Origin of the sequence: Natronoarchaeum sp. GCM10025321 (genome assembly GCF_042663585.1) — an archaeon.
In the GTDB taxonomy this organism is placed as follows: Archaea; Halobacteriota; Halobacteria; order Halobacteriales; family Natronoarchaeaceae; genus Natranaeroarchaeum.
Genome location: NZ_JBHTAN010000006.1, coordinates 94,871 through 112,221, shown reverse-complemented (window position 1 = coordinate 112,221; position 17,351 = coordinate 94,871). Strand labels below are relative to the sequence as shown.

The 17,351-nt window shown below is 64.4% G+C and carries 18 protein-coding genes; 8 read left to right on the top strand and 10 right to left on the bottom strand.

Going from position 1 to position 17,351, the window contains the following annotated elements; genetic code table 11:
• Positions 1-7: 7 nt before the first annotated feature.
• Positions 8-1,024, bottom strand: a complete 1,017-nt coding sequence (locus tag ACFQL3_RS03215) for a metal ABC transporter substrate-binding protein (RefSeq protein ID WP_377051331.1) — start codon at positions 1,022-1,024, stop codon at positions 8-10.
• A gap of 98 nt (positions 1,025-1,122) precedes the next feature.
• Complete coding sequence (locus tag ACFQL3_RS03210) at positions 1,123-1,971, bottom strand: SAM-dependent methyltransferase (protein ID WP_377051329.1); 849 nt, start codon at positions 1,969-1,971, stop codon at positions 1,123-1,125.
• Positions 1,972-2,119: 148 nt separating this feature from the next.
• On the opposite strand from ACFQL3_RS03210, the gene ACFQL3_RS03205 reads away from it, so the two are divergent.
• On the top strand, positions 2,120-2,476 hold the full coding sequence (locus tag ACFQL3_RS03205) for a hypothetical protein (RefSeq protein WP_377051327.1): 357 nt from the start codon (positions 2,120-2,122) through the stop codon (positions 2,474-2,476).
• A gap of 5 nt (positions 2,477-2,481) precedes the next feature.
• Here ACFQL3_RS03205 and ACFQL3_RS03200 read toward each other — a convergent pair whose 3' ends face one another.
• Positions 2,482-4,344, bottom strand: coding sequence for a rhomboid family intramembrane serine protease (locus tag ACFQL3_RS03200; RefSeq protein WP_377051325.1), 1,863 nt, complete (start codon positions 4,342-4,344; stop codon positions 2,482-2,484).
• Positions 4,345-4,489: 145 nt separating this feature from the next.
• Between ACFQL3_RS03200 and ACFQL3_RS03195 the strand changes: the two genes are divergently transcribed.
• The 4 genes from ACFQL3_RS03195 to ACFQL3_RS03180 all read left to right on the top strand — a co-directional run bounded on the left by ACFQL3_RS03195 (position 4,490) and on the right by ACFQL3_RS03180 (position 6,568).
• Positions 4,490-4,801: an MTH1187 family thiamine-binding protein gene (locus tag ACFQL3_RS03195; protein ID WP_377051323.1), complete on the top strand. Its 312-nt coding sequence runs from the start codon at positions 4,490-4,492 to the stop codon at positions 4,799-4,801.
• Positions 4,802-4,843: 42 nt separating this feature from the next.
• Entirely contained in the window at positions 4,844-5,050 is a 207-nt protein-coding gene (locus ACFQL3_RS03190; protein WP_377051321.1) for a heavy-metal-associated domain-containing protein, read from the top strand.
• Positions 5,051-5,138: 88 nt separating this feature from the next.
• The gene (gene mch / locus ACFQL3_RS03185) at positions 5,139-6,071 is read left to right on the top strand and encodes a methenyltetrahydromethanopterin cyclohydrolase (protein ID WP_377051319.1); all 933 of its coding nucleotides are present in this window, start codon (positions 5,139-5,141) and stop codon (positions 6,069-6,071) included.
• A 2-nt stretch (positions 6,072-6,073) separates the two neighbouring features.
• Positions 6,074-6,568 carry a hypothetical protein gene (locus ACFQL3_RS03180; protein ID WP_377051317.1) on the top strand — a complete coding sequence of 165 codons (495 nt, stop codon included), beginning with the start codon at positions 6,074-6,076 and terminating at the stop codon, positions 6,566-6,568.
• Between the two features lie 9 nt (positions 6,569-6,577).
• Here the strand turns inward: ACFQL3_RS03180 and ACFQL3_RS03175 are convergent, their stop codons facing one another.
• Positions 6,578-7,117, bottom strand: a complete 540-nt coding sequence (locus ACFQL3_RS03175) for a magnesium transporter (protein ID WP_377056999.1) — start codon at positions 7,115-7,117, stop codon at positions 6,578-6,580.
• A gap of 56 nt (positions 7,118-7,173) precedes the next feature.
• Entirely contained in the window at positions 7,174-7,746 is a 573-nt protein-coding gene (locus ACFQL3_RS03170; RefSeq protein ID WP_377051315.1) for a magnesium transporter, read from the bottom strand.
• Between the two features lie 98 nt (positions 7,747-7,844).
• Between ACFQL3_RS03170 and ACFQL3_RS03165 the strand changes: the two genes are divergently transcribed.
• Positions 7,845-9,053: a potassium channel family protein gene (locus ACFQL3_RS03165; RefSeq protein ID WP_377051313.1), complete on the top strand. Its 1,209-nt coding sequence runs from the start codon at positions 7,845-7,847 to the stop codon at positions 9,051-9,053.
• 50 nt (positions 9,054-9,103) lie between these two features.
• Here ACFQL3_RS03165 and ACFQL3_RS03160 read toward each other — a convergent pair whose 3' ends face one another.
• From ACFQL3_RS03160 to ACFQL3_RS03145, 4 genes are all read right to left on the bottom strand, one after another.
• Complete coding sequence (locus ACFQL3_RS03160; protein ID WP_377051311.1) at positions 9,104-10,723, bottom strand: GTPBP1 family GTP-binding protein; 1,620 nt, start codon at positions 10,721-10,723, stop codon at positions 9,104-9,106.
• Between the two features lie 122 nt (positions 10,724-10,845).
• Positions 10,846-11,553: a sensor histidine kinase gene (locus ACFQL3_RS03155; RefSeq protein WP_377051309.1), complete on the bottom strand. Its 708-nt coding sequence runs from the start codon at positions 11,551-11,553 to the stop codon at positions 10,846-10,848.
• A gap of 64 nt (positions 11,554-11,617) precedes the next feature.
• On the bottom strand, positions 11,618-12,118 hold the full coding sequence (locus ACFQL3_RS03150; RefSeq protein WP_377051307.1) for a J domain-containing protein: 501 nt from the start codon (positions 12,116-12,118) through the stop codon (positions 11,618-11,620).
• A gap of 24 nt (positions 12,119-12,142) precedes the next feature.
• Entirely contained in the window at positions 12,143-13,450 is a 1,308-nt protein-coding gene (locus ACFQL3_RS03145) for a tRNA (N(6)-L-threonylcarbamoyladenosine(37)-C(2))-methylthiotransferase (protein WP_377051305.1), read from the bottom strand.
• Between the two features lie 148 nt (positions 13,451-13,598).
• Between ACFQL3_RS03145 and ACFQL3_RS03140 the strand changes: the two genes are divergently transcribed.
• Positions 13,599-15,554, top strand: coding sequence for a PGF-CTERM sorting domain-containing protein (locus tag ACFQL3_RS03140; RefSeq protein WP_377051303.1), 1,956 nt, complete (start codon positions 13,599-13,601; stop codon positions 15,552-15,554).
• Between the two features lie 3 nt (positions 15,555-15,557).
• On the opposite strand, the gene deoC is transcribed toward ACFQL3_RS03140, so the two are convergent.
• Complete coding sequence (deoC, locus tag ACFQL3_RS03135) at positions 15,558-16,217, bottom strand: deoxyribose-phosphate aldolase (protein ID WP_377051300.1); 660 nt, start codon at positions 16,215-16,217, stop codon at positions 15,558-15,560.
• 85 nt (positions 16,218-16,302) lie between these two features.
• Here deoC and ACFQL3_RS03130 point away from each other — a divergent pair, with 85 nt between their 5' ends.
• A complete protein-coding gene (locus tag ACFQL3_RS03130) occupies positions 16,303-17,319 on the top strand; it encodes a ribose 1,5-bisphosphate isomerase (RefSeq protein WP_377051298.1) in 1,017 nt (338 codons plus the stop codon).
• The last annotated feature ends 32 nt before the right edge of the window (positions 17,320-17,351 follow it).

The window sequence follows — 17,351 nt, the reverse complement described above, 5'->3', positions numbered from 1 at the left end:
AGCTCTGTTACTCAAAATTCCGCCACTCCGCTTCGAACGCCTCCGATGGCTCCTGCGCATCGAGGAGGCGGCCGAACGTCTGCATGTTTATCTGTCGGGCGATATCGAAGTAGCCCCAGCCCCGCTCTGCCCACCGCTCCGTTATGCCGGCGTATGGGGTGACCGGATAGTAGCTCTCGACCGACGTCTCGGCCAGTAGCTGCTCGGCGGGCCGCCGGGGCTCGAACACCGCCGCGCCGATGTGGCGGATGTCGTTATCTGCGATCGTATCCTGTGCTCGCTGCATGTCAGCCGGTCGCACGTCGTTGTTTGCGGCGAGGTTCGTAACGAGCGGCTGGAGCGTGACCCCGTAGCGGTCCCCGACGTACTCGAAGGCGTTGTGCGCCGCGAGGAAGGTTACGTCGCGCTGGGCGGCATCGACCAGCGAACGCCACTCGTCGTCGAGGACATCGAGTTCGGCCTTGACCGCCTCGGCGTTCTCTGCCAGCACCGCTGCTTCGTCCGGTGCGATCCGTTCGAGGCCGTCCCGGATGTTGTCGACCGATTCCTTGGCGCGTTCGGGGTCGAGCCAGAAGTGCGGGTCTTTCCCTCGTCCGATCTCTTCTTCTTCTCCGACGGAGTCGGCGAGGTCAAGGAGGTCGATCCCCTTCCGGACGTTGACGAACTCGGTCTCGGCCCGGTCGTCACGGGCAGTTTTGATCGCCCGGTCGGCCCACGGCTGGAAGCCGGGGCCCACGTTGATGAACGCGTCCGCAGTAATGATGTCGACCTGAATCGAGGGGTCGGGCTCCCAGCCGTGGCCGTGGAGCCCCGTCGGAATCAGGTTTTTGACGAGGATCGGCGTCCCCTCGGCGACCTGGCGAGCAAAATCGTAGAAGGTAAAGAACGAAGCGACTGCGATAGGGCCGTCGTGTGAGGCCCCCCGCGTATCGGTCGCACAGCCTGCAAGACCGAGCGAAAGCGCACTGCCACCGAGGGCCAGTGCCTTTCGTCGCGACAGCCTCTTCGCGTGAGTCTCCGTCATCAAGCAGGATTAGATGGGGCTAAACTAAAAGTGTTGCTACTCAATAAGTTTAGATTCCGTCTAATCCATCGGTGAAATCCCGGCCGATCGGCAGGTAATCAGGCCTTAGCCGTGATTATGTAGTAGCCCAGCGCGCCGCCCCCGACAAGCCTGTAGACGTCGTATGACGCCCGATACAGCGCCTGCTGCCGGTCGTTCGACCCGCCAAAGAGACCGCGGAGCCGGTGGATCGGATAGTTTACCAGCCCCGTGATCCCTCGTCTGCGAACCGACGGGACGACGGCGTCGGTGACGTCCCGAACCGAGACGTTCTCGAAGCCCGCCCCGTCAAGGCCGGTTTCGAGCGCGTCGATCCGGGTCACCTCGACGCCAAAGCCGTCGTCGACGCGTGCCAGACGGCTGGCTTCGTCCTCGTCGAGGTCGCGTGGACGCTGGAACAGGTCGCCGACGACGAGTCGTCCCCCCGGCGTGAGAACCCGGGCCACTGCATCGAGGACGGCCGCGTCGTCTCGCGCGTGACAGAGCGCTTCGAGGCCCCAGACCACGTCGATGGAGTCGTCATCGACGGTCGATAGCTCGTGAAAGTCATCGTTCCGGAACGTCACCGACTCGGCGACGCCGCTTTCGCGCGCGTACTCCCATGCGGCGTCTAGTAGCCCGTCGTTGACGTCGATCCCGACCACAGATGCCCCGCGGTTGGCGGCGATCCAGATCGATTCCGCGCCGGCCCCGCAGCCGATATTTAAAATGCGGTCGTCGGGACCGATCTCCGCCAGCGTGGCGAGGATTCGGGTCGTGTTCTCGACCGCTGTCGCGGGCTCGTCGTGGTCGTCGTCGTGGTAGCCGTAGTGGAGGCTCCGGTGGCCCTGCTGGTCCCACATCTGCTCGTGTGACTCCTGTAACTCGTCGTACACCCCGGAGACGGCGTCGCTATCGAGCTCTCCCATCGTATCGGTTCAGGGGGCTAAGACTTCTAAAGCTTGGCACCAGTGGCCACCGATCCGCACTCTCGACACCGTGTATCTACCACCACTTGAGGCATGACATTCGTCTGACGAGAGCTTATGATCTTCCACTCCCATGGTATGGTAAGTCATGTCATATGATCGTCCGGCGGAAAGTATCAGTGGCCCAAACGAGTGGCGCTGGAACCGGTTACACGAGGACGAGGGGCCCGAAGAGCGTCGGACGGAGCGCTCGGGTCACCGACCGACCGCGAACCAGCACTCGGAGGACCAAGGCACTGATCGACAGGGAGATACCGCACGCAAAATCACGGTACTCGAAGCCGAACTCCAACGAAAGGACCGCCGCTTGCAACACGTCATCGAGCAGTACGAGCGCCGCCTGTCCGAGAAGAACCGACAACTGACACGAGACCGAGAGAGAGAAGCGGAATCAGCACAGTCGACGCTTCTGGGCACCATCCGTCGGTATCTCACTGACGGCTGACTGGCTTAGGAGTACTGTTCGTGCTCCGCGATCATAAGCCGGGTATCGGCGGTTTCGGCGAGCACACGAACGCCGTCGCTGGATCGCTCGGTCGAGAACTGTAGCTCCCCGACCGAGGCCGTCTCACCGACCGACGGAACCGGAGTCTCGCCGATCCGGGAACCGTCCTCGCTCACGCGGACCAGAAACGCGTCGTCGGTGGGGACCAGCGCGAGCGTTCGGCCGTCGATCCGCGCCTCGGCCTGCACCGGATCGGATACGAACGACCGTGTCGTCTCGCCATCCAGTTCCAGATCGACGACATAGGCGGTGTCGTTGCCCACGACATCCCAGCCGGTTCGCTCGGCGTGGACGGTCTCCCGCCAGCCGATCCCTCCGACGACCGCCGTATTGTTGCCCTCGAACTCGAGGACCTCCTCCCTGACGCCGATCGTCCAGAGTTGGCGCGTCTCGCTCACGACGATCACCCCCGTCTGCTGGCTGGCAAGCAGGTCGTCACCGCCCAGATCGATCGCGGGTCGCTGCGCGCTTGTCGCGTTCTCCTCGTAGGTGACGGTATAGTCGCCGACCTCGACTCCACCGGACCCCGGAACCGGGTCGTCGCCGAGGGTAACCAGGCTGATCGGCAGACTGGGGAGTGCAACGAGCAGTGTCAGCACCAGTAGCCCGACGACCGCCGTCCGACGCCGCGACACCGGGCTGGTCACCCAGCGGTCGGGAGCCAGTGGCGGGATTGCAGGTAGCGCCAGCAGCGTCGTGAGCAACGCTATCGGCACGACGGAGATGGCGAGCGGTTGCCCCGTAACGACCGCCCCGCCCGCGATAAACACGCCGCCGAGCACCACCAGTCCGAGCCAGAGGGCGGCCAACTGCCGGCGGGTCGGCACGCGGTCGAACCGGCCGAGCACGCTTGGAAGCGGTCGGTCGCTTCCAGTGACAGCGACCGTGACCAGTATCGTCAACAGCAACACGAACACGACGCCAGCGCCCCGGTAGAGGAAGAAGACGTCGTCCCCGCCAGGCGAGGCGAGCAACCACAGCGACTGGGCTATCCCCACGAGAAGCGTCGCGAAGAACACCCGCTGGGTCGTCGGTCGCCAGCCGCGACGCCACAGCAGGCCGATCCCCAGTGCCACGCCGAGCAGAAATCCGAGCAGGTGGGCCTGAAACGCGATTCCCGCCCACGCGGGCGGCGCTGGCGTCCCCGTCTCGACGACCTCTCGGACGACCGGCTCGCTCAGCGCGTTGTACAGCGTCCCGAACACGGTACCAACGACGACCGCGACCACAGTCGAAAGTGGGTACGTTACGACAGCGAAGCCGAGCAGCGCGAACACCGCCCCGGAGAAGCCGAGGCCCGGACCGAACGAGAACAGCGCCGTGACGAACGCGATGCCGAACAGGAGCAGCGGAAAGACGACGACGGCGCGTATCCAGGGACGGGCCAGCAGGCCACCCGAACTGTCGGAGCGACTCTCCTGCCCAGTCGACTCGGCGTCGCCAGGCGGGTAGTGGCTCCACGCGTACTCCACGATGGGGGCGAACGCGAGCGTTCCGGCCATGTTCGAGGCGAGATGCTGGGGCGACCCGTGTGCGATCCCGGAGGTCAAGAGGCCAGTCGGGTAGAAATAGGACCACGTGACGAAGGGGAGCGTGACTGGTTCGGACCAGTTCCGTACGCCGCCCTGTGCCAGCAGGTAAAACAAGACGACGACAGTAATCGTGACGAGAGTCCCCCACGGAATACCGTAGAGAAACCGGTCGTCGAACCGAGACCGCCAGCGACCACGCCCCTCGTAGTACCAGACGAAACCGAGCGCGGCCCCGAGCGCAAGCAGGAGGACGATCTGTGTGGGCGAAACGGGCATGGTGTACAAATACTGACTCGCGTGGCAAATAGGTGGTCACCAACGAAAACATATCGCGGTTCCAGTGAGCGGATCGTGAGAGCGATCCGGGACCACGGACCCCCAAGACACGAGAGTTTTACTCGACGCCGCCCACAGTTCGATCATGACTGTCGTTGCACTGCTGTCGGTAGCACCGGTAATCGAGGAGAGCATGGCGAGTGAAGTCGCGAAGGCCGTCGACGCGCTGGACGAGTTCGACGTCACCTACGAGACGAATCCGATGGGGACCGTCATCGAAACAGAAGATATCGGCGAACTGTTCGACGCCGCACAGGCCGCCCACGAAGCGGTCGACGGCGACCGTGTGAGCACGGTGCTCAAAATCGACGACAAGCGGACCGCGGAGACCAGCGCCGCCGACAAGGTCGACGCCGTCGAGTCGGAACTCGGCCGGGAGGCGAAAGGCGGGGAGTGAGAGATGGAAAACGATTCAACACCCCGCCCCCTACCCCCGGCCATGTCACGACGAGAGTTCGACGTCGAGGGAATGTCATGTGGTGGCTGTGAAGAGAACGTATCCGACGCGCTGACGGATCTCGACGGCGTCGAGAGCGTCGCCGCGGATCACGAGGGGAACATCGTAACGGTCACGCTCGGCGGGGACGTCGCCGACGACGACCTGACGGCCGCCATCGAGAGCGCGGGCTACGAAGTCGTTTCGTAACGAGACCAACGAGGCCCCACCGCGGTTGCCATGGAAGCCCCCACGGGCGATACCAACAGGTAAAACCGAGGACGAACAACGAGGCGGCATGGAGAGTCTCAACAGAATGGCGATCGAGTTGGTCGACGAGGCCCTCGACTTCGCCGAGGAACTCGATATCGGTGCCCACGAACTGGAGAACGAGGCCACCGTCCTCGATTTCGGCGTCGATTTCGACGGCGGCATCGAGTCCGGCCTCTTGCTTGCGGAGATCCAGACGGCCGGGCTGGCAACCGTCCAGACCCGCATGGACGAGGTCGGCGGCGCACCGATCCCCCACGTAGAACTGGCGACCGACCATCCCGCTCTTGCCCTCCTGTGCTCGCAGAAGGCAGGCTGGGAAGTGACGACGGAGAGCTTCGAGGGACTCGGGAGCGGCCCGGCCCGTGCGCTCGTCGGCGAGGAAGAGGAGTTCAGCCGCGTCGGCTATCACGACGCCTTCGATCTGACGGTGCTGGCGCTCGAAAGCGATCAGCTACCGGACGAGAGCGTCGCCGAGCAGGTGGCCGACATGGCCGACGTCGAGCCAAGCGGCGTCTTCCTGCCGGTGTTCCCGAGCGCCAGCATCGCGGGCAGCGTGACGATGGCCGCCCGGGCCGCCGAACTCGCCGCGTTCCGGCTCTCGGAACTCGGCTACGATCCGCTGGATATCGTCTCGGTCAGCGCGAGCGCACCGGTCGCCCCCATCGCGGAGGACGAACAGGCCGCGATGGCGCGCACCAACGACGCGCTGGCCTACGGCGGGCAGGTCCATCTTACCGTCCGCGAGGAGTTCGACCGCTTCGGCGATATCGCCTCGACGGCAACTGACGAGTACGACAAGCCGTTCGCCCAGATCTTCGAGGAGGTCGACTGGGACTTCTACGAGGTCGAGGACGGCGTCTTCGCACCCGCACAGGTGACTGTGGACGTGCTAGGCGGTTCGACGACGGTCTACGGCGAGACTAACGAGGAACTGCTGGCCGAGAGCTTCGGGCTGTAGCCATGTCTGGGGACGCCCGGTTCAAGCCGGTCCCACCGACCCCAGCATCGCTCGACCGCCTCTCCGAGGCGCGAAGCGCGGTCCCGCTCGTCCCGAGCGATAGCGACGACTGCTGTGCCCGACTCCGCCGTGGTCTCGGCCTCGCAGACCGCAATGCCGGGCGGACCTGGCTCGTCTTCTTACGAGCGCTTTCGCTCGTCGACCGGAGCGACCGGGGCTACCGGCGAACCCGCGAGGACGTCAGCACGAACGAACTCGGGCGCCGGTTCCGCGAGCGTGTCGTCGGCGCGGACGACGTGCTCGCCGCCGTGGAGGCCGCCGACGAACCCCTCTCCGTCGATACCGTCTTCGAGCGCGTGCAGGGGACGGTCCCGGCGTGGGAGCGACGGCGTCACGAGGACTGGCGGGCAGTCTGGCGCAACCGGACCGAACGGCTCCTCGAATGGGCGCGACTGTTCGAACTGGTCGAGCGCGTCGACGGAGCGTACGCCCGGTGACGAGGGGGATCACAGAACGAGCGAGACGACGCTAAACAGGATCAGCACGCCGGTAATGTCGGAGACGTTCGTGACGACCGGAATCGTAGTGTCGTCGGGGTCGTAGCCGAGTCTGAACGAGCTATACACCGCAGCGATACTGACGACGACCACGAAGACGGCGAGCAACATCCCGCTCGTCACCGAGATGAACATCACCTTCCAGAGCGCTAGCGTGCCGCCGAGCAACTGCCCGATAGCCCAGGCGCTCAGGCCGAGGACGACGAACACTGTCGCGGCAAGTCCCATCACTGCACCCACGTTCGACCGGATCGCAGGGTTGTCGGGCGTGAACTCCAACGTCCCCAGATGAAGCTCCGTCGAGAGCCGCGAGCACATGATCGAGCCGAGATTGCCCGCCGTCCCGATGGTGACCGGGACCAGGATCAGCAGGGAGGGCGTCGTGAGTAACTGTTCCTCGAACGTCTCGAGAACCGTCCCCGACACCATCTGGAGGATCGACAGGATGGCAAGCAACGGCAGCATCGTCCGGATGATGTGTCCGATCATCCACCCCTCGGGCAACACTGGTTCGGAGCGGTCTGCGGACTCCGTGTCGGGCGAACTCACAGTATCAGCCTCATTAGATAGACGCCGACCAGCAAGAAGAGGACGCCGAAGACGTCACCAACCGTCGTCACCACGGGACCGATCACGTTGTCGGGGTCGAGTCCGCGCCGATAGCCGACGAAGATGACTGTCAGGAGTACGCCAAGCATCGTGACCGCGCTGAGAAAGCCGGCGATCAGCATGATCCCGACGAGTTCGATGAGGCTCCCGGATCGCCCCAGCATCATGAGGACGAGGAAGGCGATGACGGCGATGAACAGCGAAACGGTCATTCCGTTGACGAAGGAGGCCACAATCGCGTTCGTGACACGTTTGTCGCGCGTGAAATACGGCTCGATGAGCCCCTGATGAAGCCCACTGGAGAGGCGCGCGCCGAGCGAGCCGTACACGCCGCCGCGGGTGGCCAGAAAGGCTGGGAGCAGTAACAACAGTCCGGGCACGCTCGCGATTCCCTCGCGCATCGCATCCGTCCCGAGAATCGTCCCCGCAAAGAGTCCGGCGACGAGACTGACGAGGATTACGGGCAGTGATTGTTTGTATACATCGACCGCCGTTTCCTGGCCCGGCATTGTTCCTAGACGCTGGCCGTACCTTCATAAAACTGTATAGCGACGAGTACCACGCAAGCGTAACAAACTCTTTACTGGCAGGCCGAGTAGCGCAATCTATGGGACCGAACGAGGGCGACGTCTCGTCGCAATCGATCAAGTACGAACCGGTGAGCGTCAAGGACGTGCTCGTCGAGATGAAAGACACGTCGGAACTGCTCATCGACCTCTCGTACTCCGCCGTGCTCCACCAGAGCCAGGACATCGCCGCCGAGGTTTTGAAACTCGAAGAGAAGATGGACGTGCTCAAGATGCGTGCGCGGATGAGCCTGATGATGGCCGCGCGCAACCCGAGGGACACGGAGATGCTCGCGCCGGTGATGGGCGTGGTCAGCGGTGCCGAGAAGATCAGCAATGCGACGGGCGACATCGCAAAGATCGTCCTCGAAGAGATGGGGCTCCCGGAAGCGATGCGTGCAGCGCTGCCCGAGGCCGTCGAGACGCTCGTGCGCGGGACCGTCGATGCCGACTCCGAGTACGTCGATCGGACGCTCAACGGGATCGATCTGGAGTCCAGGACCGGCGTTCGTGTGATCGCGATCCGCCGCGGAGATGACTGGAACATGAGCCCCGGCCCGACGACGACTATCGAGGCCGGCGACGTGGTGATCATGCGCGGACCCGCACAGTCGATCGAGGACGTCTACGAGATCGCGACCGGCGAGACGTACAGCCAGCCAGCACTCGAAGAACCGGAGGTCGACGACCTCGAACGCGCCGTCGGATCGATCATCCACATGAAGAACCTGAGCGAACTGGCGGTCGATCTGGCCTACGGCAGTATCCTGTTCGACAACGCCGAACTGGCCGAGGAGGTCCACAATCTGGAGATCGAGGTCGACGCCTTGCAGTCCCGCTTCGAGGCGTGGACGCTCCGGGCCGCGAAAGACGCCGAGGACCCGGTATCGCTTCGCGGACTGATCCGACTGGGTATCAGTACCGAGGTGATCAGCGACGCCGCGCTGGAGATCAGTGAGGGCGTCCGCCGCGATATCGACGTCCATCCGGTCGTCGAGGCGGCGATGCAGGAGAGCGACGAGATTCTCGCCCGGGTCACGGTCGAACCGGGGAGCGCGCTCGCGGGGACGCAGATCACCGAGGGCGTCCCGGATACCGACGTGACGATGAGCGTCATCGCGATCAGACGGCCGGACGAGGGGTGGCTGCTCGTCGCGGATGCAGAAGAGACCCTGGAGGCAGGTGACGTACTGATCGCGAAGGGAACCCGAACCGCCGCGGACAAGTTCGGGTCGCTCGCCGCGGCCTGACTCCAGATTCGCGCTGCTCTTGTCGCGTTCTCGCCCGCGATGGGAGCGTTCTATTGTTCCGGCTTGACGTCCGTCACGGTGCCGACACCTTTGCTTCGTCCCTCACGGAACACGAAGCGCTGGCCCTCTTCGATCAGGTACGGCCGGAACTTGAACCGGATGCGTGCGGTGCCGGTATCGCCTGGCAGAAGCGTGCCGCCGTCGGGGTGGAACACGGCGGCCTCGCTGATCGTCTCGACGTGGACGACCGGTTCGTAGCCGTCGTCGATGCTCGTTGGGTGATTGAGCACCATCACCTCGGCGGAGAACTCCCGGATCGGGTCGGGATTGCTCTCCCGTGGCAACAGGGCCATCCCGCGCTCGATCTCGCGTTCCTCGACGCCCTTGAGCGCGATGCCGACGATCCGGCCCGCTTTGGCCTCGTCGACGCGATGGTAGTGCATCTCGATAGAGCGGACCTCCACCTCGCGAAAACTTCCGTCACCCATCGGGCCGAGCAGGAGTTCGTCGCCAGCCTCGACGGTGCCGGACATGATCGTCCCGGAGGCGACCGCGCCGACGCCGGTGACGCTGTAGGTGCGGTCGATATACATCCGGAAATCGCCGTCCTCGCCGGCGGTCTTCGGAAGCCGCTCGAACAGTTCGTCGAGCGTGTCGATGCCGTGTTTGGTCACCGCGCTCGTCGTGACGACCGGAACGACAGTCTCGCTGATCTCGGTGATGGCGGCGTCGATGCCGTGGCGCTCGACCCTGAGCGGGCTCCGGTCGACGTCCCGGAGCATCCGCTCGACCTCGCGTTCGACCTCGGCCAGGCGCTCGTCGGAGACGATATCGGCCTTCGTGATGGCGACCATGGTCGGCAGTTCGGTCGCCAGCAGGACGCCGAGATGCTCGCGTGTCGTCTTCGTCGGGCCGTCGTCGGCCGCGACGGTAAGCAGGCCGTAATCGAGTTTCTGGCCGACGAGCCCGCGAATCGTCGTTCGGAGCCATGGCTCGTGGCCCACCGTGTCGACGAAGGAGACCAGCCGCTCGGACTCCTCGACGATCCGCGCCCGGTCTGTCTTCCGGTTGGGGTTGTCCATCCGCACCGGCCCCTCCTCGTCGAAGCCGTAGACGCCGTAGGAGAGGTCCGCCGAGAGACCCCGCTCGACCTCGTGGGGCTGAACGTCGAGATAGCTTCGCGTTCCCCCCTCGCCGTCGTCGGCCTGCCCCGTCACGAGCGATCCGACGAGCGTGCTTTTGCCGTGGTCGACGTGGCCCGCCGTCCCGACGACGATATGGCTGTCGTCGGTGTCGAGGATGGCCCCCTCGCTGATCGTCGCGACGCCGACGAGACCGGTGTCGGCGTCGCCGCTTGGCTCGATACCCCACGTCTGGACCTCGTCGATGTGTGCGCTGGCCTCCTCAGCCAGCAGTGAGAGCACATCCATCGTCTCGGAGAACTCGTCGGGCGAGATTCCCGCGAGTCCGCCGTCGTCGGTGACGCCGACGACGTAGGTCGCCTCGCCGTCTCCCGACAGGACGCGGTGTCGAAGTTGTGCGGCCAGACTCTCTCGCCGGCCGTCGACCAGATGGAGTTCGCGGTTCAACCGCTCTTTGAATTCGACGCTGCCGCCTTCCCGCTCGCCGCGCTCTATTGCCCGTTCGAGCACGGCCCGGTCCGGGCTCATACCGCCTCGTTAGGTGACAGCGAATAAAAGCCTTCGCTGTGCCATGCCATGGCACGATTCGGGGAGAACACCCGATACACGAGCGGGGAGAGAGCGTCTCGCACCTCTACGCGCCCACCGATCTATGTCCGCACATCATCGCGCAGTGTCTGCTGGCTGACATGGTCGACGCCGGTGATATCGACCCGAAGTCCTCCCCCCGCACTTTCGGACAGCGAAAGCGACCAGCCGTGAGCCTCAGCGATGGCGCGGGCAATCGTGAGTCCCAGTCCGGGCCGCTGCTGGACCGTCGAGTAGCCCGCCTCGATAACTGCGTCGTACTCGCCATCGGGAACGCCGGGGCCGTCGTCGGCGACAAAAAAGCCCTCCTCGGTAGTGCCGGCGGAGACTGTGGCGTCCGCGGGGCCGTGGCGGACCGCGTTGTCGAACAATCGTTCGAGCAAGCTACGGACCCGGTTCCGGTCAGATTCGATCGGGTCGGCTTCGTCGATGACGAGTTCACCGGCCCCTGGGGAGCACTCGCGCCAGCACGAGTCGACGACTGCGCCGAAATCGGTCGGTCGAGTCTCCTGAACTGGCTGGCCGAGTCGTGCGAGGTCGACGACATCGTCACTGATCGCGCGGATCTCGTCGAGCGCGTCCTCGACGTGCTCGAAGGACTCGTCGTCGCCGTCACTCCGAGCGCGGGCGAGATAGCCGCCCGCGATCGTGAGCGGGTTCTGGAGGTCGTGGCTGACGACGCTTGCGACCTCTTCGATCCGCTCGGACGGCGACAGGTGGCGAGTCGACGGGTCTCCATCCGTTTCAGGTGTCGAGGCGTCCTCGTCCATCTTCCGGAGGGTGTCTCTCCGGGCACATATTCCTTGCTCTCGGATGGGGACGATGCGGGCCGGATTACTGCTCGGTCAGTCGCTCGTAGGCGTTCGTCACGCGTTTGAACTCCTCTTCGTCACCGTCCGCCGTGTCCGGGTGGACGGATTTTACTTTCTCACGGTAGGCCTTCCGGATCTCCGCGTCGTCGGCGTCGGTGCCGAGGTCGAGGATCTGATAGGCCTCCCGAGGGGTCGGGCCCTCGGTACTGGTCGGTGCTCGACGGGTCCAATCGGTTCCGCCGGCGTTTCCTGACGGACCCCGGCGGGCCTCGCGAAACCGTTGTTCGCGTGGTCCAGCGCCGAACCCACCCCGGGGTCCGGTTTGCCCCCCGGTGGCCGCACCTTGCCGAACGCGGCGCTCCATCAGACCGGAGACGTGATACCAGATCAGATACGCCGATAGGGCGAACAGGCCAGCAATGAGCAAGAAAAAGAGATTGTAGCGGATCGCGAGAGCCGTCTGGAGGGCTGCCATTAGCCCGAACACGAAGACGAGCGCGTACCCGATCGTCTGGCGGTTCACAGGCGTGTTAGGCCCTCGATCCCCCTAAGCCCCTCGGCTACGGCGGTCCTCGCCCGGACCCCCGCTCGCCGGTACCGGGTGAACCGGATGGGCCAGCGCGTAGACGGTGTTGTGCCCGGTTATCTCGACGGTGGTGAACTCGCCGACAGTGAGACCGTGCTCGCTCGCGTTCTGGACGATGATCTGGCGGTACGCGCCGTCCCGGCACTTCACCGAGTCGTTGGTTCCCTCTTCGACGACGAGCACGTCCCGACGCTCGCCGACCATCGAGTCGTAGGCCTCGCCCACGATCTCGTATTTTAGCTCCGACATCTCCTTCGAGCGTTCCTTTTTGAGCGTGCCGCCGAGACCGTCCATCTCCGCGGCGTCGGTATTCGGTCGCTTGGAAAAGCGGGTGACGTTTACTTTCTCCGGGCGGATCTCCCGGAACAGTTCCATCGTCTGCTCGTAGTCCTCGTCCGTCTCGGTCGGGAAGCCGACGATGAAGTCCGTCGAAAGCGTCCACTCGTCGAGATACTCGTCGAAGGTCTCGACGGTCTCGACGAACTCGCTAACCTGGTGCTGGCGGCGCATATCGCCCAGCACGTCGTTCGACCCGCTCTGGACCGGCGCGTGGATGAAGTTGTACAGTTCGTCGTGCTCGGCGAAGACGGTTCCCAGTTCCTCGCGGATACCGTGAAGCCCCTTCGGGTTGGCCATCCCGACCCGGACCCGGAACTCGCCGTCGATCTCGGTGCAGATCCGTTCCAGCAGGACGTGCAGTTTCCGCTCGCCCTCGTCCCAGCCGTAAACGCCGGTATCCTGGCCGGTGACGCGGATCTCTTTCGCGCCCGCGTGGACGAGCGCCCGCGCCTTTTCGACGTTCTCCTCGACCGGCGGCGAATCGATCTTGCCGGTCGCGTGTTTCGTGATGCAGTACGAGCAGTCGCTCATACAGCCTCTAGCGATCGGTAGGATGCCGATAACGCCGTCGAGCACCGGTTCGGTGCCGACGGTCGTCGTCGGACACTCGCCGTTGCCGACCGCGGTCGGCACGTCGTCCCAGTGGAGGACGCGCGCGTCGATCCCTTCGCTCTCGAACTCCTCTCCCTGGGCGAGGGCCATACAGCCAGTGATGATCAGGTCGGCGGTCTCTGCCTCTAGCTCTTCGGCCCGGCGGATCATGTTGCGCTCGGTTTTCTCGACGACCGTGCAGCTGTTCATGATCGCGACGTCCGCGGCTTCGGGACCGTCGACCGGGCGGTGACCCGCGTCCCGCAGTTTCTGCTCGATCGCTCGGCTCTCACCCCTGTTCGACGTACAACCGTACGTCTCGATGTGGTAGCGGGCCATCTCAGTACCACTGATAGCGTCTCCGACGGCAAAAGCACGACGAAAGCAACCGTCTCACTGCCCCGTCTCAGTATCGTGAGTAACAAGTATTTATAATCAATATAAGAGCCGAAAATATAAATACCGGCCAAAGAGACACTCAGGATGCATGAGCAGAAAATCGTTGACCCTCCAGGGTAACGCGGTAACCGCCGTGTTACTCGTCGCAGTGATGCTTTGCGGGACGGTTGCTGCCGCCGCCCCTGCGGCGGCAGCCGACGCCAGTATCGACAGTCAAGAACTCGATGAGGACGTCGAGCCAGCGGACGAGATTTACGTCGACGAGGACGGCAACGCCGTGCTCGTCTACCAGGACGACGGAGGTAACAACAATATAACTACACTCGACCTCGGGATGCACGTCAGCGAGGGCCTTGCACACACGCTGATCGTCGCCGAACCCGGTCAGGAAGAACTCGACGAGAACGCCACCGGCGGCCTGTCGCTCGTTCTCGAAGAGGACCGATTCTTCGGCGAGGGGAACCTCCAGACGAAAAGCCCTGAAGAAGTCGAAGACCTGAGTCTCGACGTCTACGGCGAGCAGACGTCGGAGAACAGCGAGTTCGATGCAAACCTCGAAGCGGTTGTCGAATCCGGAGAGGAGACACAGGACTTCCAGAGCTTCGAGACGACCGGTGATGCCAGCGTGACGCCGGATACGTTCTCGACGACCGGTAACGTCACGGCCGAGTGGAACACGGTCCAGCCCGGCGAGTTCAGCTACGACGTGAGCGTCTCTGACACCGACAGCGGCTACACGGTCGACGTGACTCAGGACGAGATCGTCAGCCAGTTCCAGACCGGCAGTTGGGAGACCGAAGCCGCCGCGCAGGAAACGCTCGAACAACAGTACGGCATGATCGGTGAGCAGTTCGGCGGCTCCAGCGAGATCACGATCAACAGCTACGACTACACCGAGACCGCCGACGGTGAGGGCGACCTCGACATCAGCTACACCGTCGAGTATGAGAACATCGAGGAGGGCCTCGTTGACCAGATTGCAACCGCCCTCGCGGAGGACCCCGAACTCGACCTCGACCAGAGCGAAGCCGACGCGCTCGCACAGAGCCTCGTCGACGTCGAAGTCGATACGATGGAGTTCGCCGCCGAGCAGTCCGGTTCGACGCTGACCGCCGACTGGAACATCGAACTGAGCAACCTCGAAGGCGCAGTCGACGAGTCGATGACGCTACTCGACACCATCGAGGACGAGGAGCTCGAAGAGCAGATCCAGCAGTTCCAGGACACGGTCGACGCCCAGCAGGCCGCTGATCTGGGCCAGAACTACCAGTGGTCGGCGACCTACGAATCCCAGGATACCGACTACGATCGAGTCGCGCTCTCGCTCAGCGCCGACACTGAAAACTGGAGCGACTACGTCGACGAACTCGAGGACCGCGATATGAACGGGACGGTGGGCGACGTGACGGTCGATCTCAACGCCGAGATCGACGACAACGACGCGCTCGTCGCCGACATGGCCCTCGAAATCGAGCAGGAAGAACTCGTCCAGCAGGCGGTCGATTCCATGATGGAGTCGGCCATGCAGGATCCGAGCACCGGCCCGGAGATGAACCAGTTCCTCACTGATCTCGAAGACTCCGAGTTCGAGATTGCCGCCATGGAAGCCAACGTCGACGGCGAAACCGTCGAGATCGAGGCCGGCGCGAAGTTCAACAACATGGAAGCGCTGACCGACGAGATCGACGCCGCCTTCGGCGGCAACGAAGTGACCCAGATCGCGGGCGCTCTCGAAGACGATGACACGATGGGTGTCCACGTCCGCGTCGACGGTCTCGTCGGTGCGGACGCCGAGAAGAGCGACGTTCGCGCACTCTCCGTCGCCGACGACGAGACGGAGGTCTTCATGAACGGTGACTGGGACCGCGACTTCAACGAGATGGACACCGAGGCCGCCGAGGAGTTCCTCGGTGCACAGTCCGACTCGGGCATGGATGAGGAAGAAGACGCCGAGGAAGGCGACGACTCGCTGCCCGGCTTCGGGCCGCTCGCCGCCGTCCTCTCGCTGCTCGCTGTTGCCCTGTTCGCCCGCTACCGCAACTGATCGCTACTGATCGGCCGAGCGCCGATATTCGGTCGCGATCTTTTTTCCGCTACTCGCACCGATCCGTTCAGCGCCGGCCTCGACGAACGCCAGCGCTTCCTCGTAGCTGCCGATCCCGCCGCTTGCTTTGACCGGGAGATACTCGCTCATCGCCTCGACGTCCGGGATCGTCGCCCCCGTTTCACCGTCGACCGGGGCAAAGCCAGTCGAGGTCTTCAGATAGTCGGCGTCCGCCTCGACCACGAGTTCCGAAAGCCGGTCGCGCTCGGCATCGCTCAGAAGCGCCGCCTCGACGATCACCTTCACCGGTACCGTAACGCCGGCAACGATCTCGCTGATTTCCTGACGGACGGCGTCGTCCTCGCCGGCTTTCAGTCGACCGATGTTCGCGACGACATCGATCTCGTCGGCACCGCGTCTGGCCGCAGTAGTCGCCGCCTGGACCTTGCTCTCTGTCGAGGTCTGGCCGTGCGGGAAGCCGACGACGGTGACGAGCCTGACCGATGGCGCGTACTCGGTCGCCTCCGTGACGTAGCAGTGTGGGATACAGGCGTTCATCCCGAACTCCTCGGCCTCGTCGAGGACGCGGTAGACGTCCGAGACGGTCGTTTCCGGGCCGAGTACGGTGTGGTCGATACGCGCAGGAAACTCGGGGTACTCCATACGACAAGTCGGGGGCGAGGGGTCAAAAATCGGTCCGTCGATCCGGCCGGATCGCTTTTGTCACGTGAGAGCGTAGCACGAACTCATGGCCGACGACGAGAGCCGAATCGTCGACGACGTCAGCGCGACGGCAGCGGAGATCGCGGAGATGGAGACCAGGGGTGCGGTAGCGATAGCGACGGCCGCGGCCGACGCCCTTGCGACACAGGCCGCCGAAAGCGACGCCGAGAGCCCCGCCGCGTTTCGTGATGAACTGGCCGCCGCGGGCCAGGAGCTATATGATACCCGGCCGACGGCAGTGAGTCTGGCGAACGCGCTCCGGTACGTGCTTCGCGACCTCGACGACGAGTCGGTCGACACGCTCGAACGGACCGTCCTCGAACGAGCCGCGGCGTTCCGCGAGGAGGTCGAAGCGGCCCAGTCACGCCTCGGCGAGATCGGGGCCAATCGACTGCAGGACGGGGACACGGTGATGACGCACTGTCACTCGACCGACGCGCTGGCCTGCATCGAGGCCGCCGTCGAGGACGGAAAGTCGATCAGCGCCATCGTCAAGGAGACGCGACCGCGCAAGCAGGGCCACATCACTGCCCGCGAACTCCGGGAGATGGGGGTGCCGGTGACGCTGATCGTCGATGGCGCGGCACGGCGGCACCTGTCCGAGGTCGACCACGTCGTCGTGGGCGCGGACAGTATCGCCGCGGACGGTTCCGTCATCAACAAGATCGGTACGAGTGGACTGGCGGTTCTCGCCCGCGAGCAGGGCGCACAGATCATGGTCGCCGCCGCGACGATCAAACTGCATCCGGACACGCTAACGGGCACGACCGTCGAAATCGAACAGCGGGACGAAACGGAGGTGCTGCCCCCGGACGAGCGGGCGGTGATCGAGGAGCGGGAGGCTACAGCGGACGGCGCGCCACTGATCGAGGTCGACAACCCCGCGTTCGACGTGACGCCGCCGCGCTACGTCGACGCCATCGTGACCGAGCGAGGACAGTTCCCGCCCGAGAGCATCGTCACCCTGATGCGCGAACTGTTCGGTGAGACCGTCGAGCGACCGTGGGACGCTCCCTCAGAGATTGTTTCGAAGAGGAAGTAACCGCAAGCTTTTCAGCGGTTCCGGACGCGTGT

What these genes read in the sequence shown, in the direction of transcription:
- ACFQL3_RS03215 (WP_377051331.1), bottom strand. Translation starts at nt 1,024, where the DNA reads ATGACGGAGACTCACGCGAAGAGGCTGTCGCGACGAAAGGCACTGGCC.
- ACFQL3_RS03210 (WP_377051329.1), bottom strand. Translation starts at nt 1,971, where the DNA reads ATGGGAGAGCTCGATAGCGACGCCGTCTCCGGGGTGTACGACGAGTTA.
- ACFQL3_RS03205 (WP_377051327.1), top strand. Translation starts at nt 2,120, where the DNA reads ATGTCATATGATCGTCCGGCGGAAAGTATCAGTGGCCCAAACGAGTGG.
- ACFQL3_RS03200 (WP_377051325.1), bottom strand. Translation starts at nt 4,344, where the DNA reads ATGCCCGTTTCGCCCACACAGATCGTCCTCCTGCTTGCGCTCGGGGCC.
- ACFQL3_RS03195 (WP_377051323.1), top strand. Translation starts at nt 4,490, where the DNA reads ATGACTGTCGTTGCACTGCTGTCGGTAGCACCGGTAATCGAGGAGAGC.
- ACFQL3_RS03190 (WP_377051321.1), top strand. Translation starts at nt 4,844, where the DNA reads ATGTCACGACGAGAGTTCGACGTCGAGGGAATGTCATGTGGTGGCTGT.
- mch (WP_377051319.1), top strand. Translation starts at nt 5,139, where the DNA reads ATGGAGAGTCTCAACAGAATGGCGATCGAGTTGGTCGACGAGGCCCTC.
- ACFQL3_RS03180 (WP_377051317.1), top strand. Translation starts at nt 6,074, where the DNA reads ATGTCTGGGGACGCCCGGTTCAAGCCGGTCCCACCGACCCCAGCATCG.
- ACFQL3_RS03175 (WP_377056999.1), bottom strand. Translation starts at nt 7,117, where the DNA reads ATGATCGGACACATCATCCGGACGATGCTGCCGTTGCTTGCCATCCTG.
- ACFQL3_RS03170 (WP_377051315.1), bottom strand. Translation starts at nt 7,746, where the DNA reads ATGCCGGGCCAGGAAACGGCGGTCGATGTATACAAACAATCACTGCCC.
- ACFQL3_RS03165 (WP_377051313.1), top strand. Translation starts at nt 7,845, where the DNA reads ATGGGACCGAACGAGGGCGACGTCTCGTCGCAATCGATCAAGTACGAA.
- ACFQL3_RS03160 (WP_377051311.1), bottom strand. Translation starts at nt 10,723, where the DNA reads ATGAGCCCGGACCGGGCCGTGCTCGAACGGGCAATAGAGCGCGGCGAG.
- ACFQL3_RS03155 (WP_377051309.1), bottom strand. Translation starts at nt 11,553, where the DNA reads ATGGACGAGGACGCCTCGACACCTGAAACGGATGGAGACCCGTCGACT.
- ACFQL3_RS03145 (WP_377051305.1), bottom strand. Translation starts at nt 13,450, where the DNA reads ATGGCCCGCTACCACATCGAGACGTACGGTTGTACGTCGAACAGGGGT.
- ACFQL3_RS03140 (WP_377051303.1), top strand. Translation starts at nt 13,599, where the DNA reads ATGAGCAGAAAATCGTTGACCCTCCAGGGTAACGCGGTAACCGCCGTG.
- deoC (WP_377051300.1), bottom strand. Translation starts at nt 16,217, where the DNA reads ATGGAGTACCCCGAGTTTCCTGCGCGTATCGACCACACCGTACTCGGC.
- ACFQL3_RS03130 (WP_377051298.1), top strand. Translation starts at nt 16,303, where the DNA reads ATGGCCGACGACGAGAGCCGAATCGTCGACGACGTCAGCGCGACGGCA.